Below are 15,265 nucleotides of genomic sequence, written 5' to 3'. Positions count from 1 at the left end.
AGGCGATCAACCCGGACTGGGGTTGGAGCTTCGGCCGAGCAGCTTGTCGACGAGGTGCGCTGGATTGTCAGGGATCGCGTCGCCGCGCCAGGCGACGTGCTGATCGGTACGCGCAAGAATGAGTTTGTGATCAGGATCAGGAGCGGGGACGTCGACGATTGTAAACGGCACGCCGTTGACACGCATCGCCTCGGCCAGCGGCGCAACCGCTACATCCGGATCGTATCGCAACAGTGTGTAGCCCGGCCCAAGCGCATCATAGATCGGCCGGCCATCGGATAACCTCGCGAACGGAAGCCGGCAGCCCGGCGTCGAGGACGGCGTGAAATCCGCCATCGTAAAACCCGGTTGCTCGGCGCCGTCATAGGCGATGATCGGGGAGCGATCGTAGAAATAACCGAAGTTGAGGCCTGCGCAGCAATATTGCTGCACGTTCAGATCATAGGCGGCCTGCCCGACCTGCTTGCGGACGGCGTCGCCCGATGGCCCCGGCTGCTCGATTTCCTCGGGAACGGTGCGACGCTGGCTTAGCACCTTGCCCGCCATATCCATGGCAAAGCGCGACACCTGCTCGGTGATGGGAAGGCGCTCGGCCTCATAGGCATCGAGGATGGCGATGTCGGCCCATCCTTCCAGATAGGCGGCGAGCAGCCACGCGAGGTTCGTTGCGTCCGCGATCCCGGCATTCATGCCGTAGCCGGCATAGGGCATCCACAAATGTGCGGCGTCGCCGCAGATGAACGCGCGGCCCTTGCGAAACCGGTCGGCGACCAGGCGGCGGCCGACCCAGTCCTCCTTGCTCAGCACCTCGTATTCGAAATCGGGGCCGACGCCGAGGATGGCGCGGATCGAGGCGTCGCGATCAACGGATTCGAAGGTCTCGTCTTCGCGATTGAGATGGTTATGGATCAGCCATTTTTCGCGGCCGTCGATCGCAACCACCGTGCCGCAGCGCCGCGGATTGAGCGACAGCGTCATCCAGGCGGGGTGGTCCATCAGGACGAGCAGTCCGGGCGCGTGTATGTAGGTCGATTGCACGCGCTGGATGATCGGCGTTCCCTGCAGATTGGCGTCGATGGCCTTGCGAACGAGCGAACGCGCCCCATCGCAGCCCACGATGAAATCGGCATGAATTTGGAGGGCGGTTCCAGTATCGAGATTGCGGACGGTCGCAACGACGCCGTCATTGCCTTCTCTAAAATCCTCGAACGCGGTGCGGTTCAGAATCTGAAGCCCGTCGATGGAAGCCGCGTGCGCGAACAGCACGGGTTCCATGTAGATCTGGTTGATGCGGTGCGGCGGCTCGGCCGTCGGCCAATCGGTATCCGGCCCATTGGTGGCGGTATAACGATCGCGCCGGCAGGGAATCAGGATGCGCGAGAGCTCGATGCCCGTTGCCGTGGTGCGGTAGGAGCAATCGTTGGGGTAGTCGGCCGGCAATCCGGTGTCGCGCAGCTTCTGCGCCAACCCGAGCCTGCGGAAGATTTCCATCGAACGCGACGAGACATGGTTGCATTTCACGCTTGGCGGTTCCCCGGCGGCGCGGGTTTCCACGATAGTTACGGATATTCCCCGCGTTGCGAGGTCCATTGCCAGAGTGAGGCCGACCGGACCGGCCCCCACCACCAGAACGCGAGTTTTCACCATGTCGCTTGCTGCCCCTGGACGATCATGCATAAACTAAATGCCACAGAGATCATCGGGGGACCCTGAATGTTTCCGTCGATCCGGCGAGGCATGATCCATGCCCTTGTTGTTGTTTTGTCGCTGTCAGCGATTGAAGCAGCAAACGCATATCCTGATCAACCGATCAAGATCATCGTGACGTTTCCACCCGGCGGCAGTGCCGACATCGTGATCCGCGCCCTGCAGCCGGCGCTCGCGGAAGCCCTGAACCAGCCGATCGTCGTCGAGAACCGGGCGGGCGCGGGCGGCAATATCGGGATCGGGGTCGTGGCGCAGGCCGCGCCTGACGGATACACGCTCGGCGTCGCGGCGGCCGGCGTGCTCACCGTCAATCCCCATCTCAATCGTGCGGCGATGCCGTTCGATCCGGTCAAGGATCTGGCGCCGGTGACGATGCTGGCGGAAATCCCGTTCGTGCTGGTGTCCTCGCAGCAGTCGGCCATTGCCTCGGTCGCAGACCTCATCGCCAAGGCCAAGGTTCAACCGCAGGGCCTGTCGATCGGTCATGGCGGCAACGGCACGGCGATGCACCTGACTTCGGCCTTGTTCAACCAGAAGGCCGGCGTCGGAATCCAGTTGATCGCCTATCGCGGCACCGCGCCGGCGACGACGGACGTTCTCGCCGGCCATGTCCCGCTCGCGGTGCTGGACATTCCCGCATCCAAACAATTGATCGGCGACGGCAAGCTGAAGGCGCTCGGGGTCTCCGCCGCCAAGCGCGTCGCCTTCCTGCCCGATGTGCCGACCTTGGCCGAGCAGGGCCTGAGCGGATTCGAATCCGTCGGCTGGTTTGGGATCGTCGCGCCCGCCGGCACGCCGCCCGACATCATCGGTAAATTGAACGCGGCTTTCGTGAAGGCATTGAGCGATCCTGCGGCCATCGAGAAAATCCGAGTTCTCGGCGCCGAACCCGCACCCTCGTCACCCGACGCCTTCGCCCAATTCATTCAGAGCGAAAGCGCGAAATGGGGGAAACTAATCGCCGAGACCGGGATCAAGAGCGAATAAGGCGCCGCTCAGCTCCGCGCCCGCTTCTCCACATTCGCGATTCTGGCAGGCACGCCAAATTCCTTGCGGCAGACTTCGGCGAGCAGGGCGACGCCCTCGCGGATCTGTTCCTGCGAGGGGCTGGCGAAGCACAGCCGCAGCCGGCTGCCGGCATAGGCCTTGTCGGTCGACCATTCCGGCCCGGGATTGATCGCGACGCCGGCGGCGAGCGCGGCCTGATAGAGTTTTAGCGTGTCGACATTGTCGGGCAGCTTCACCCACAGGAAGATGCCGCCCTCGGGCGCTTCGAATTCGGCCGCGGTGCCGAACTGCTCGTTGAGCGCTTCCATCAGCGTGTCGAGCTTGGCGCGCAGGCCGCGCGTCAGTTTTGGCACATGGGTGGAAAAATGCGGCGCGCAATATTCCGCCAGCACCATCTGTTCCAGCGCGCCGCTTCCGGCGTCGGTCTTCAATGCCAGCATCCGCGACATCATTTCCCAGGGCGCGACGATGAAGCCGACCCGCAGGGCCGGCGCAATCGATTTCGAGAACGAGCCGATGTGGATGACGCCGCCGTGCCCGCTCATGGCGTAGATCGCGGGCGGTCGCTCGCCGTTCCAGATCAGGTCGGCATAGCAATCGTCCTCGAAGATCGGCACGCCGTATTCTTGCGACAGCTTTAGCATCTCCACGCGCCGGGATTCCGGCATGATCGATCCGGTCGGATTCTGCACGGTCGGGATGGTGTAGATGTATTTCGGCGTGATGCCGCGGCTCTTGTGGTCGGCGAGCGCGGCCGCCAGCGCGTCCACCCGCATGCCCTGGTCATCGAGGGGAATGCCGACCGCCTTGACGCCGAGCCGCGTCAGCCGGGTCAGTGCGCCCTGATAGGTCTCCTGCTCGACCAGCACAGTGTCGCCGCGCGCCAGCAGGGTCTGGTTGACGAGATCGAGCGCCTGCAGCGAACCCGAGACGATCATGATGTCGTCGGCGGCGCAGGCGATGCCGGCGTCGCGCTTGAGTTTCGTCGTGAGGAATTCGCGCAGGGGACGATATCCCTGCGGGCCGCTGGCGAGGCCGTAGGTCGCGAGCGTCTTGCCCTCGCGCCTCAGCACGGTACTGACCGCCTCGATCAGGCCGTCGACCGGAACCTGGTCGGGATCGTTGTTGCCGCCGACGAAACTGTATTTGGCAAGGCCTGTCCACCGCGCGGCCGGGGCCGGCAATCCGGCGGGCAGCAATGGCGCGAAATCGAAGGGGGTTGCGGCAGACATGGATGTTCACTCCCGTTTTGTTTTTCGTTGAGAAGGCTGTGGAGCCTTCTTGCAGGCTAGTTCTTGCAGGCTTGTTTCTTGACAGGGCTAATTCTTGATCACCTTGATCGGCCGCCCCTGGCTGATGAAGGCATAATGCCCGGCGCCGACGCCGCCGACCATCAGCGCCTCGACCGTGGGCTCGGCGATTTCTCCCGTGGCCGCCCAGTCGACCACGAAATTGGCTCCCGTTCCGCCGCGCACGTCATTCGCGGCGATGAAGACTTCGACAGTTGCGAACGGTTTTAGCGCAACCGGCGACTTGAGGTAGCTCTCCACGATCTTGCCTGATGTGTCGAAATAGGCGATCCGCTTCAGCACCAGCGGGCGGGTTTCGGAAGCGTTGTGGACGCTGAGCGTGACCGAAAAATCCGCCCGCACCTTGCCCTGGCTCATCGAGACGCTGGAATAGACCGGCACGTAGAATGCGCCTGTGACGGCGAGGCCTTCCGCAGGCACCGCGGTGAGCGAGGCGGCGAAGTTCTGTTCGATCGCGCCGGTCTGCGCGCCCGCGACGGGGGAATAGAGTATCGACAGCGCGGCCAGAATCGCGAGAAAAGCCCCCATTCCATGGCTGTGACACATTGCTTGTTTGACCCCCGCGCCGGGACCTCTAGGTTGGGGTAGGGGCAAGATCGGACCTATGCACGAACTTATTCGCGATATCACCTTATGTATCCTGTTCGCCTGGGTGCTCGGCCTGTTGGCGCATTTTTCCCGGCAGCCGCTGATCCTGGCCTACCTTATCGCCGGGTTCCTCATTGGTCCATTCGGCATGGGCTGGGTCAAGTCCCAGGAATCGATCACCGTCATCTCCGAGCTCGGCCTGATCTTCATGCTGTTCATGATCGGGCTGGAAATCGACCTGAAGAAGATTGTGCGCGCCGGCAAGGTCATTCTGTTCGCCGCCGGCGGGCAACTGATCGGCGGCGTCCTGCTCGGGATATTGTTCTTTGTCGGGATCGGGCTGTCGATGGGCAATGGCCATTTCGACGCGCTCTATCTCTGCATCGCCTGCGCGCTGTCGAGCACGGTCATCATCGTCAAGGTGCTGTACGAGAAGCGCGAACTCGACACGCTGCCGGGGCGGATCACGCTCGGCGTGCTGGTGCTGCAGGACATTTTTGCGATCCTGTTTCTCGCCGTGCAGCCGAGCCTCGGCAATCTGCAGGTCAGCGTGATCCTGTTGTCGATCGCCCGCGTCGGCGTGCTGGTAGCGACCGCTTTGGTGCTCAGCCGCTACGTGCTGCCGCGGCTGTTTCACCAGATCGCGCGCCGGCCGGAACTGGTCCTGCTCGGCGCGCTGGCCTGGTGCTTTCTGATCGGCGAGATCGCCGAAAAACTGCATCTGTCGCGCGAGATGGGCTCGCTGGTGGCGGGCGTCTCGCTGTCGACGTTCCCCTATGCGCTCGACGTCACCGCCAAGGTGACCACGCTGCGCGACTTCTTCATCACGCTGTTCTTCGTCTCGCTCGGCATGACGATCCCGATCCCCGGAGCATCGGTGATCGGGCTGGCGCTGATGATTGCCGCTTTCACGGTCGTCAGCCGCGTGGTGACAACGTTCGCGCCGCTCTATCTGATGAAACAGGGGCTGCGGGCGAGCCTGTTGCCGGCGATCAACCTGGCGCAAATCTCTGAATTCTCGCTGGTCGTGATCCAGACCGGCGTTGCGGCGCACCATATCAGCACCGAGACGTCGAGCGCAGCGTCGTTCGCCTTCGTGGTGCTGGCCGTGTTGAGCACCTTCGTCATGGGCCGCAGCGACCAGGTCACGCGCGGCCTCATTGGCCCCCTGAAGCGGATCGGTTTGCGCGATCTCGATCACAAGCATGAGGCCGACGCCGGCCATGAGGGCGGGCACGAGGAGGCGCGCCGGATCGTCATCCTTGGCTTCTTTCGCGCCGCCAGCGCGCTGTTGAGCGAGATCGAGCGCCGCAGTCCGGCGGTGCTCGAGCAGATCACCGTGATCGATTTCAATCCGCTGGTGTTCCGGACCCTGACGGACCGCGGCATGCACGTGGTCTATGGCGACATCAGCAATGTGGATACGCTGGTGCATGCGGGCGTCGGCAAGTCGGAGCTGATCATCCTCAGCATCCCGGACTCGCTGTTGAAGGGCGCCGACAATGAAAAGCTGGTCCGGCATGTCCGCTCGCTGAACCCGACCGCCAAGATCGTCGCGACCGCGGAGATCCTGGCCAACGTCAACGATCTCTACGAAGCGGGCGCCGATTACGTGACCGTGACCAGGCTCAGCGACGCTGACGAGCTCTATAAAGTCATCGAGGCGGCCCAGGCCGGGCTGCTGGAAGACAAGCGCGCCGAGACCGACGTGCTGCTCAGCGAGCGCCGCGAAGTGCTGCCCTAGCAATGGGAGCTGTGTAGCGCGCGTAGATGGGGTAACGGGCCGGCCGAAGCAGCCGCTCGCTCGCTACGGCGCGATTTGAAAGCGCGCTCGCGAGCGGCTTCCGCTGAAGGCGGTCGTCCCTCACACTGATGGTGTCAAAAACCGGAGTCGGGCAGGCCCGCTCCAAGCATCATAGAGGAGACGACCGTGAACCATTATGCAGGAATTGACGTGTCTTTGGAAAGCTCGACGATTTGCGTTGTCGATGGCGCGGGCAAGATTTTGCGGGAGGCGAAGGTTGCAAGCGAGCCGGAGGCCCTGATCGCCTGGTTCCGTTCGTTGGGGCTGGCCCTTGATCGGATCGGGCTGGAGGCCGGTCCGTTGTCGCAATGGCTCTACGCGGCGCTGCGCGAGGCGAAGTTTGCGGTCGAGCTTTTGGAGACGCGGCACGTCCGCGACGCCTTCAAGTCGATGCCGGTGAAGTCGGATCGCAATGATGCCCGCGGGATTGCCCAACTGATGCGGCTTGGCTGGTTCCGGCCGGTGCACTGCAAGTCGATCGAAGCGCAGGAGACGCGGGCGGTGTTGACGGCGCGCAAGCTGCTGCAGTCGAAGCTGCGCGATATCGAGAACAGCCTGCGTGGCGTGCTGCGGGGCTTTGGGCTGAAGGTCGGCGAGACCACCGAGCGTACCTTTGCGGGACGGATCAAGGAGCTGGTCGCCGGCCATCCCGGGCTTGAGATCGTTGCACAGGCCCTGCTCGAAGCGCATGCGGTGCTGCAGCGCGAGTTCGGCGGCCTGGACAAGCGGACGCAGAAGCTGGCCAGATTGCATCCACAGGCCAAGCTTCTGATGACGACACCGGCCGTCGGTCCGATCGTGGCGCTGACCTATGCCTCGGCAATCGACGATCCGGCGCGGTTCCGGTCATCGAAGGCGACAGGGGCGCATTTTGGCCTCACTCCGAAGAAGTACCAGTCGGGGCAAACCGATTATACCGGCCGCATCAGCAAGATCGGCGATGCTTCCGTGCGGGAGGCGCTCTACCAGGCCGCTCACGTCATGCTGACCAAGCCCGTGAAGAATTGCTCGGCGCTGAAGAGCTGGGCGATGCGGATCAAAAATCGCGCAGGCATGCGCAAGGCCAAGGTGGCGTTGGCGCGCAAGCTCGCCGTCATCCTGCACCGCATGCTGGCCGATGCAAAACCCTTCAACCCGATGGCCAAAGCCGCCGCAACCTAAGCTAAGGAGCATCAACCGAATCCGGGCGGGCCACGACACCAGGCCTTCCCCGAGCGAAGTCCCTCGCCGGGACGATGGATCCGGTCAGGCCGCCATCCGGGAAGTCGGCTCACAACCACGCTTCCGTAGATTGGCCGGCCGGCTCCTCTCATGCACCCCATTAGGCGACGGCCACCGCGCCGATCCCGTACAGAAGCAAGTGCCCGGCAAGTGGATAACGCAAAAAGGGATTGACTAACCAAGGCCCGTTACAGAAGCCCGGATGGAGCCAACGGGTCGCGCGAACGCGCGCCCGATGACAGGCTCCGCGCAATCCGGGACTCTGGCAAACGGCTCGACTTCCCCGGATTGCGCTTCGCTCCATCCGGGCTACGGGCCGGCATCCTGGTATGCCTGCGGGCGACGTTGCCCTGCGTATTGATGCTGGCGCAGACCATTAAGTCCGGCTAATGCACTGGCTGAAGATAGCGAGATTTTGAGAAAATGGCCGATACCATCCAGGAAGTTCTGCAAGCCTTTGCCAAGGGTGAACTCGTCGTCGTCACCGACGATGACGATCGGGAGGGCGAGGGCGATCTGATCGTCGCCGCCTCGCTCTGCACCGCGGAGAAGATGGCGTTCATCATCCGCCACACCTCCGGCATCGTCTGCGCGCCGATCACCACCGACGACGCCCGCAGGCTGCGGCTCGATCCGATGGTGGCGCACAACGAGTCCAACCACACCACCGCCTTCACGGTCTCGATCGACTACAAGCCCGATGGCGGCACCGGCATTTCGGCGGATGAGCGCGCCTCCTGCTGCCGCGCGCTCGCCAATCCCAATGCCGGCGCCAACGACTTTGCCCGGCCCGGCCACATCTTCCCGCTGATCGCCCGCGACGGCGGCGTGCTGCTGCGCTCGGGCCATACCGAGGCGGCCGTCGATCTCTGCAAGCTTTCCGGCCTGCCGCCGGTCGGCGTCATCTCTGAATTGATGAACGACGACGGCACCGTAATGAAGGGCGAGCAGGTCGCGCGCTTCGCCGCCACCCACAAGCTCAAGCACGTCACGATCGCTGACATGATCGCCTACCGCCAGGCGCGCGAGAAGCTGATCGAACGGGTCGCGACCTTCACCACCGACAGCCCGATCGGGCCGCTGCAGGGCTATGCCTATCGCTCGCCGTTCGACGAGATTGCGCATGCCGCCTTCGTCTATAACGGCGTCGGCGACGGCAAGAACGTGCTGACGCGGCTGCACAAGCCGAACATAGTGAAGGATCTCTTCACCGGCCAGGCGCGCATGCAGGTCGTGCTGAACCATTTCCAGAAGGCCGGCCGCGGCGTGCTGGTCTATCTGCGCGACGGCGCGGCCGGAGTTCCCGTCGAGCCGGTCGGCGAACAGAAATCGGCGGAGGCCGATCGCAACCGGCAATGGCGTGAAGTCGGCGTCGGCGCCCAGATCCTGCGCGATCTCGGCATCACTTCGATCGTCAACCTCACGTCCTCCGTGCACGACTACAAGGGACTATCCGGTTTCGGCATCGAGATCGTCGCCAACGAAAAGTTGGAGGGATAGACACGCGCCGTCTTTCCGGGGGCATCGAAGATGCGAACCTCAGGTGCGCAATTGCGCACCGGGGAATCTCGAGATTCCGGGTTCGTGCTTCGCACGCCCCGGAATGACACCGGGAAAGATTTGCGCTTCGGCCGATAGCGCATTATTTTGTCGACAATTTCCATGAGGACAGTGATGCGAAAGGGATTTTCATGAGCGTGCGCCCTCAAGCCAAGGACAAGCCGGCGGCGGCTTCTTTCCAGTGGGACGACCCGTTCCTGCTCGATGACCAGCTCACCGAAGACGAGCGCATGATCCGCGACACCGCGCGCGCCTATGCGCAGGACAAGCTGTTGCCGCGCATCGTCAAGGCCTATCTCGAAGAGAAGACCGACCGCGAGATCTTCAACGAGATGGGTGAACTCGGTTTGATCGGTATCACGCTGCCGGAGGAATATGGCTGCGCGAACGCGAGCTACGTCGCCTATGGCCTGGTGGCGCGCGAGATCGAGCGCGTCGATAGCGGCTATCGCTCGATGAACTCGGTGCAGTCGTCGCTGGTGATGTACCCGATCTATGCCTATGGCGACGAGAACCAGCGCAAGAAATACTTGCCCAAGCTCGCCACCGGCGAGTGGGTCGGCTGCTTCGGCCTGACCGAGCCGGATGCCGGTTCCGATCCCAACGGCATGAAGACCCGCGCCGAAAAGGTGTCCGACGGCTACCGGCTGACGGGAAGCAAGATGTGGATTTCCAACGCGCCGATCGCCGACGTATTTGTGGTGTGGGCCAAGTCTGCTGCACATGACAACCAGATCCGCGGCTTCATTCTCGAAAAGGGCATGAAGGGCCTGTCGGCGCCGAAGATCGGCGGCAAGCTTTCCTTGCGCGCCTCGATCACCGGCGAGATCGTGATGGACGGCGTGGTGGTGCCGGAGAGCGCGCTGCTGCCCAACGTATCGGGCCTGAAGGGGCCGTTCGGCTGCCTCAACCGCGCCCGCTACGGCATTTCCTGGGGCGCGCTGGGCGCCGCCGAGGACTGCATGCACCGCGCCCGCCAATACACGCTCGACCGCAAGCAGTTCGGCCGGCCGCTGGCGGCAACCCAGCTGGTGCAGAAGAAACTCGCCGACATGGAGACCGAAATCGCGCTGGGCCTGCAGGCCTCATTGCGCGTCGGCCGCTTGATGGACGAGGGCAAAATGGCCCCGGAAATGATCTCGATCGTCAAGCGCAACAATTGTGGCAAGGCGCTCGACATCGCCCGCGTGTCCCGCGACATGCACGGCGGCAATGGCATCCAGATCGAGTACCACGTGATGCGCCATACCGCGAATTTGGAAACCGTGAACACCTATGAAGGCACGCACGACGTCCACGCCCTGATCCTGGGCCGGGCGATCACGGGTATTCAGGCGTTTTCGTAAGCCGCTAGCTCGTCATTCCGGGGCGCGCCGAAGGCGCGAACCCGGAATCTCTCGCGCCGTATTCTTTTTTCCCACCTCGGGATTCCGGGTTCATCGCTGCGCGATGCCCCGGAATGACGCCAAGAAAAAACCCATGGCCGACAACGACGACATCCCGTTCAACCGCGACTTCCCGCTCAAGCCGGGTGTCGTCGATGAAGTCCGCCCCGGCGTGCGGCGCGTTCTCTGCAACAATCCGAGCCCGTTCACCTTCACCGGCACGGTCAGCTACATCGTCGGCCAGGGCAAGGTCGCGATCATCGATCCCGGCCCTGATGACGAAGCGCATGCCAAGGCGCTGCTGGATGCCGTGCGCGGCGAAACCGTGACGCATATTCTCGTCACCCATACCCATCGCGACCACTCGCCGAATACCGCCCGGATCAAGGCCGCCACCGGCGCGCCTGTCTATGCCGAGGGCCCGCATCGCGCCTCGCGGCCGCGCTTCGAGAGCGAGAAACACAATCCGGAGTCCGGCGCCGACCGCGATTTCAGGCCTGACATCGCGGTCAAGGACGGCGACGTCATCGAGGGGCAGGGCTGGGCGCTGGAGGCGGTCGCAACGCCCGGGCACACCGCCAACCATCTGGCGTTCGCGTGGCCTGAGCGGAAGATCAATTTCGTCGGCGATCACGTGATGGGCTGGTCGACCTCGATCGTCGCTCCACCCGACGGATCGATGATCGACTACATGGCCTCGCTGGCGCGGCTGGAAGCCCGCGAGGAGGATCTGTATTTCTCAGGCCACGGCCCGGAAATTCCGGAAGGGCCGCGCTACGTCCGCTTCCTGACCCGGCACCGCCAGGCCCGCGAAGCCTCGATCCTGCATCGCCTCGCCAAGGGCGAGGCCGACATCCCGACCATGGTGCGCGCGATCTACATCGGCATCGACCCGCGGCTGACCAACGCCGCCGGATATTCCGTGCTGGCGCATCTGGAAGACCTGGTCGCGCGCGGCATCGTGGCGACGGACGGTGATCCGGTGATCGGTGGAAGCTACCGCTTGGCGAATGGCGAATAGGGAGTAGCGAATAGGGAAGGATCGGCGAGCGCTGGCGTGCTTTCCATTCGCTATTCGCCACTCGCCACCCGCCATTCGCCCTTTACTTCTTCACCGTCTTCGCCTGCGCTTTGGCCGGCGCCTGCGGCTTCTTCTGCGCCGGTTTGGCATTGTCGACGGCGGAATTGATGTCCTCGATCAGCTTTGTCACGCGGGCGGCATTGCTGCCGAGGTCGCTTTCGAAATAGCGCGAGGAGGAGCGGATATCGACGCGCGATTCCTCGCCGTCGGGTGTGATGCGGATCGAGATGTCCTCGCGGAAACCCATGATCGGCGTCCGTGCTACCGCCTCGATGCGGCCGATACGGCGCGGCGGCTGCGGCGGCCGTTCGTCGATTACGAGCCATTTGCGCTTGGTGACCAGCGCCAATGTCACCTCATAGGCCCGCTGCGGCGGCACTTCGAGCTCCACGGTCTCGATATCGGGATAGGCGGTCCGCTGCTGTTCGGCCGAATAGAGCCCGGCATAAACAGCGGAGTTGGCGCCTTCGCCGCTGCGTAAGCGCGCCAGCGCCTCGAAGCGCGGGGGATCGATCGGATCGGTGGTGATGTCGTGGATCGGCGGCAGCTTGCGGTATTGCAAAGCGAGGTAGGCCGGGTAGGCGAGCAGGACGGTACTGATCAGGAATGCCAGCAGGATCCGGCCCATGCCGCGCGACCCGTTCTGCCAGATCGCGGCAAAGGCGGCGAGGCCGACCAGGATCGACAGCACGGCGCAACCGAGCGCGCCGAAGAAGGTCGCCAGCGCCGGCTTCATCTCCAGGAAGCCGAAGCGGACGATGAGGATCGAGACCACCACCGCGACCACGGCGAAAATGGCGAGGTTGCGCGACCAGGTGGCGAGGCTGGACACGGGCTCCGACTGGTAGGGAGCGGAAAACCTTCGGGCCATCGGTTGAATCTGCCGTGTTGGAGTCTTGGCCGGCGGGCGGGCCGGGCAAACTCGCAGCTTGAGACCACGGCGGGCCGCGAATTTCAAGGTTTGCGCGATACTAATCGGGTTGTAGCAACCTTGCCGGTTAACTATCCCTGTAAATTGATTATTAGTTGTAGATTGAAGTCGGTCCAACTTTCGTCTACCTATCGCCGCCGGGTTGTCGTATTTGCCGCCACATGGGACTGTCCTGCACTGGACACCGGCGGAACTGCCAACCAGAATGGGGAAACGGCGGAATGTTCGCCGGAGGCGCTGCAGGATGATCTCAACTCCCGGTCCTTGTTGCCGGGCGGAGCCGCAGGGATGCGGTTGCGCCCATCCGGAGTTTCTAGGGATCGCTTAGGGCGCAATCGGTGTACGTCCGCAGGGCCGGTGGAAGGCCCTATCAGGGCGGGTGTTCAGTATGAGTGATGCAAAGCACGAAGGATATGTCGGCCCGAACGATCCGGAATATTATGCGCCGCGCGAGCTGAGGGAGCGGGCGACCAGCGAGCAGCCGAGCCCGACGCTCATGCAGAACAACGATGGGTGGCGTCCGCGAATGCCGACGGAAGGACCGTCCTTGCAACCATTTGGCAAGCCTCCACGCCGCCAGGATTCCGAAATGTTCACCAAAGCCGTCGCCCAGGCCATGCAGGAGGCGAGGGATGTGGCGCCGGTCGAAGCGCCGTCCGTGCTCCGCGATCTGTCGGGGCGGCGCGCGCTGTTCCAGCAGGTCATCCGCTTCTCGATCGCGGTGGCGATTGCGGCGAGCATCGCGACGCTTCTCGTGATGGCCATTCCGTCTTCGCAACGCCCCGCCGGCCAGGACAACGCGTCGCTTTCGGCCGCCTGGCAGTCGGTAAAATCATCGGTGACCCCGGCGCCGCAGCCGCCGGCGCCACAGAAGCGTACGGCGACCCTGGCGGTGCAGGACGGCAGCGGCTTCGCCAACGATCCTGTGCCGCTCGGCATTCATGTAGGCGCTCCGCCGCCCGGCGCGTTCGTATCCATCAACGGACTGACGGCCGGCGCGCGGCTGACGTCCGGAAAGCGTGTTGGTTCCGAGTGGCGCGTGTCGGCGACCGAGATTTCCGGCGTTTCAGTCATTCCGCCTGACGGATTCACCGGCCAGATGCTGGTCACGGCCGAACTGCGGGACGGTGACGGCGTGGCGCTCACCGCCACCTCCACGCGGCTGAGCTGGGCGGCAGCGCCAAGCGTTGCAGCACCAAGCCTTCCAGTACCAAGCCTTGCAGCGGTAGCACCAACAAGGGCCGCCGCGGCGCCGCCGGTTGCCGTGCCGCCGCCGGTCGTTCTGCCGCCGCCGGTCGCCGTGGCCGCGGCCGCGCCATCGGCGATGCCGGCCCCGCCGCAGGCGGAGGTCGTGCGCAGCCTCGATCCGAGGGAAGTCGCTGCTCTGATCAAACGCGGACAGGATCTGCTCGCCAGCGGCGACGTCCAGTCGGCGCGGCTGTTGCTGATGCGCGGCGCCGAGGCGCGGAATGCGCGGGCGGCCTTGCTCGTCGGCACCACCTATGATCCGGCGCTGCTCAGGCAGATCGGCGCCGACGGTCCGCTGGCGGACGCCGCGCAGGCCCGCACGTGGTATCAGCGGGCCAAGGAATGGGGCGAACCCGACGCGCAGCGAAAGCTGGAAGCGCTGGCGCTCTCGCGCTGATTTCGACGCGGCGCGTTCGCACGCGCCCGTCAAAGTTTTTTTGAGTACCGGAGTTTTTTAAGTACCGGAGTTTTTCCATGACGATGCGATACGCTACCAGCGTGGCGTCTCGCTGCGCGGTCGCGCTGGTATGCGCGACATCGGCCTTCGCCCAAGGTAACCCTCAAGGCAACAAGGGCGAGATCGATCCGGCCGCAGTGAGCGACGGACTGAAGACAATATTCAGCTATTCCTCAGGCATATCACCAAGCTCTACAATGAAGAGATGCACGTCGTCGCCGGGACGTCGATCCGCAGCCTCGCCGATCTGAACGGCCGGCGCGTCGCCGTCGACCTGCCGAACGGAGGCACGTTCGTCACCGCGATCACCATCTTCGAACGGCTGGGCATCAAGCCGCTCTACGCCTTCATCGAGCAGCGCGTCGCCTACGAAAAGCTGAAGAACGGCGAACTCGATGCCGTCGTAGCCGTGCAGGGAAGCCCGTCCAGGGCCGTCAGCCAGGTCAAGGGTGACAACCTGCATTTCGTCCCGATCCCCTATAGCGGGCCGCTGCAGAGCGATTATCTGCCATCCGTGCTGAAGGCCGAGGACTATCCGTCGCTGATCCCGCCCGGCGGCCGCGTCGACACCGTCGCGGTGCCGGCGATCCTGGCCGCCTACAACTGGTCGCCGAAGACCGAGCGATACGGCAAGGTCGAGCATTTCGTGAAAATATTCTTCGACCGCCTGAAATCGCTGCAGCAGCCGCCGTTCCATCCGAAGTGGAAGGAAGTGGTGTTGAGTGCGCCCTTGAAGGGATGGACGCGCTTTCCGGCGGCCCAGGAATGGCTCGACAAGAATTCCACCGTTGCTTCCGACACGCGCCAGAAGTTCGATGCGTTCATGGCCGCGCAGGCCCGTGACACCGGCGGGCAGGCCACGCGAACGGCGGAGGACGACACGGCGCTCTACCAGCAATTCCTGAAGTGGAAGGAAAGCCAGCCGGGAGCCAGGCGGTAGCGCTGGTTGCTGCCGATAGGGCGAT

Annotated in this window: 12 protein-coding genes; 8 read left to right on the top strand and 4 right to left on the bottom strand. The window is 63.9% G+C overall.

Annotated features, from left to right (window positions below):
• Nucleotides 1-6: 6 nt before the first annotated feature.
• Nucleotides 7-1,647 (bottom strand): FAD-dependent oxidoreductase, encoded by a 1,641-nt coding sequence (locus tag V1294_RS31535; RefSeq protein WP_334502695.1) that lies wholly within the window; start codon nt 1,645-1,647, stop codon nt 7-9.
• A gap of 174 nt (nt 1,648-1,821) precedes the next feature.
• Here V1294_RS31535 and V1294_RS31530 point away from each other — a divergent pair, with 174 nt between their 5' ends.
• Complete coding sequence (locus V1294_RS31530; protein ID WP_334502693.1) at nt 1,822-2,694, top strand: Bug family tripartite tricarboxylate transporter substrate binding protein; 873 nt, start codon at nt 1,822-1,824, stop codon at nt 2,692-2,694.
• 8 nt (nt 2,695-2,702) lie between these two features.
• Here V1294_RS31530 and V1294_RS31525 read toward each other — a convergent pair whose 3' ends face one another.
• Nucleotides 2,703-3,947, bottom strand: a complete 1,245-nt coding sequence (locus tag V1294_RS31525) for an aminotransferase-like domain-containing protein (protein WP_334502690.1) — start codon at nt 3,945-3,947, stop codon at nt 2,703-2,705.
• Nucleotides 3,948-4,034: 87 nt separating this feature from the next.
• Nucleotides 4,035-4,553 carry a DUF3124 domain-containing protein gene (locus tag V1294_RS31520; RefSeq protein WP_334502688.1) on the bottom strand — a complete coding sequence of 173 codons (519 nt, stop codon included), beginning with the start codon at nt 4,551-4,553 and terminating at the stop codon, nt 4,035-4,037.
• A 76-nt stretch (nt 4,554-4,629) separates the two neighbouring features.
• Here V1294_RS31520 and V1294_RS31515 point away from each other — a divergent pair, with 76 nt between their 5' ends.
• The 5 genes from V1294_RS31515 to V1294_RS31495 all read left to right on the top strand — a co-directional run bounded on the left by V1294_RS31515 (nt 4,630) and on the right by V1294_RS31495 (nt 11,604).
• Complete coding sequence (locus V1294_RS31515) at nt 4,630-6,357, top strand: cation:proton antiporter (RefSeq protein ID WP_334502686.1); 1,728 nt, start codon at nt 4,630-4,632, stop codon at nt 6,355-6,357.
• A gap of 186 nt (nt 6,358-6,543) precedes the next feature.
• Nucleotides 6,544-7,578: an IS110 family transposase gene (locus V1294_RS31510; protein WP_334501612.1), complete on the top strand. Its 1,035-nt coding sequence runs from the start codon at nt 6,544-6,546 to the stop codon at nt 7,576-7,578.
• 483 nt (nt 7,579-8,061) lie between these two features.
• The gene (ribB, locus tag V1294_RS31505) at nt 8,062-9,138 is read left to right on the top strand and encodes a 3,4-dihydroxy-2-butanone-4-phosphate synthase (RefSeq protein WP_334502684.1); all 1,077 of its coding nucleotides are present in this window, start codon (nt 8,062-8,064) and stop codon (nt 9,136-9,138) included.
• A gap of 191 nt (nt 9,139-9,329) precedes the next feature.
• Nucleotides 9,330-10,544, top strand: coding sequence for an acyl-CoA dehydrogenase (locus V1294_RS31500; RefSeq protein ID WP_334502682.1), 1,215 nt, complete (start codon nt 9,330-9,332; stop codon nt 10,542-10,544).
• A 133-nt stretch (nt 10,545-10,677) separates the two neighbouring features.
• Entirely contained in the window at nt 10,678-11,604 is a 927-nt protein-coding gene (locus V1294_RS31495; RefSeq protein WP_334502680.1) for an MBL fold metallo-hydrolase, read from the top strand.
• An 82-nt stretch (nt 11,605-11,686) separates the two neighbouring features.
• Here V1294_RS31495 and V1294_RS31490 read toward each other — a convergent pair whose 3' ends face one another.
• Nucleotides 11,687-12,535, bottom strand: coding sequence for a DUF1499 domain-containing protein (locus V1294_RS31490; protein ID WP_334484112.1), 849 nt, complete (start codon nt 12,533-12,535; stop codon nt 11,687-11,689).
• 448 nt (nt 12,536-12,983) lie between these two features.
• On the opposite strand from V1294_RS31490, the gene V1294_RS31485 reads away from it, so the two are divergent.
• The gene (locus V1294_RS31485; RefSeq protein ID WP_334502678.1) at nt 12,984-14,240 is read left to right on the top strand and encodes a hypothetical protein; all 1,257 of its coding nucleotides are present in this window, start codon (nt 12,984-12,986) and stop codon (nt 14,238-14,240) included.
• A 220-nt stretch (nt 14,241-14,460) separates the two neighbouring features.
• A complete protein-coding gene (locus tag V1294_RS31480) occupies nt 14,461-15,240 on the top strand; it encodes a TAXI family TRAP transporter solute-binding subunit (RefSeq protein WP_334504893.1) in 780 nt (259 codons plus the stop codon).
• Nucleotides 15,241-15,265: the final 25 nt, after the last annotated feature.

The sequence above is a fragment of the Bradyrhizobium sp. AZCC 1678 genome, assembly GCF_036924765.1.
In the GTDB taxonomy this organism is placed as follows: domain Bacteria; phylum Pseudomonadota; class Alphaproteobacteria; order Rhizobiales; family Xanthobacteraceae; genus Bradyrhizobium; species Bradyrhizobium algeriense.
Note: the sequence above shows the minus strand (reverse complement) of the source record. Positions and strands in the feature narration are given on the sequence as shown.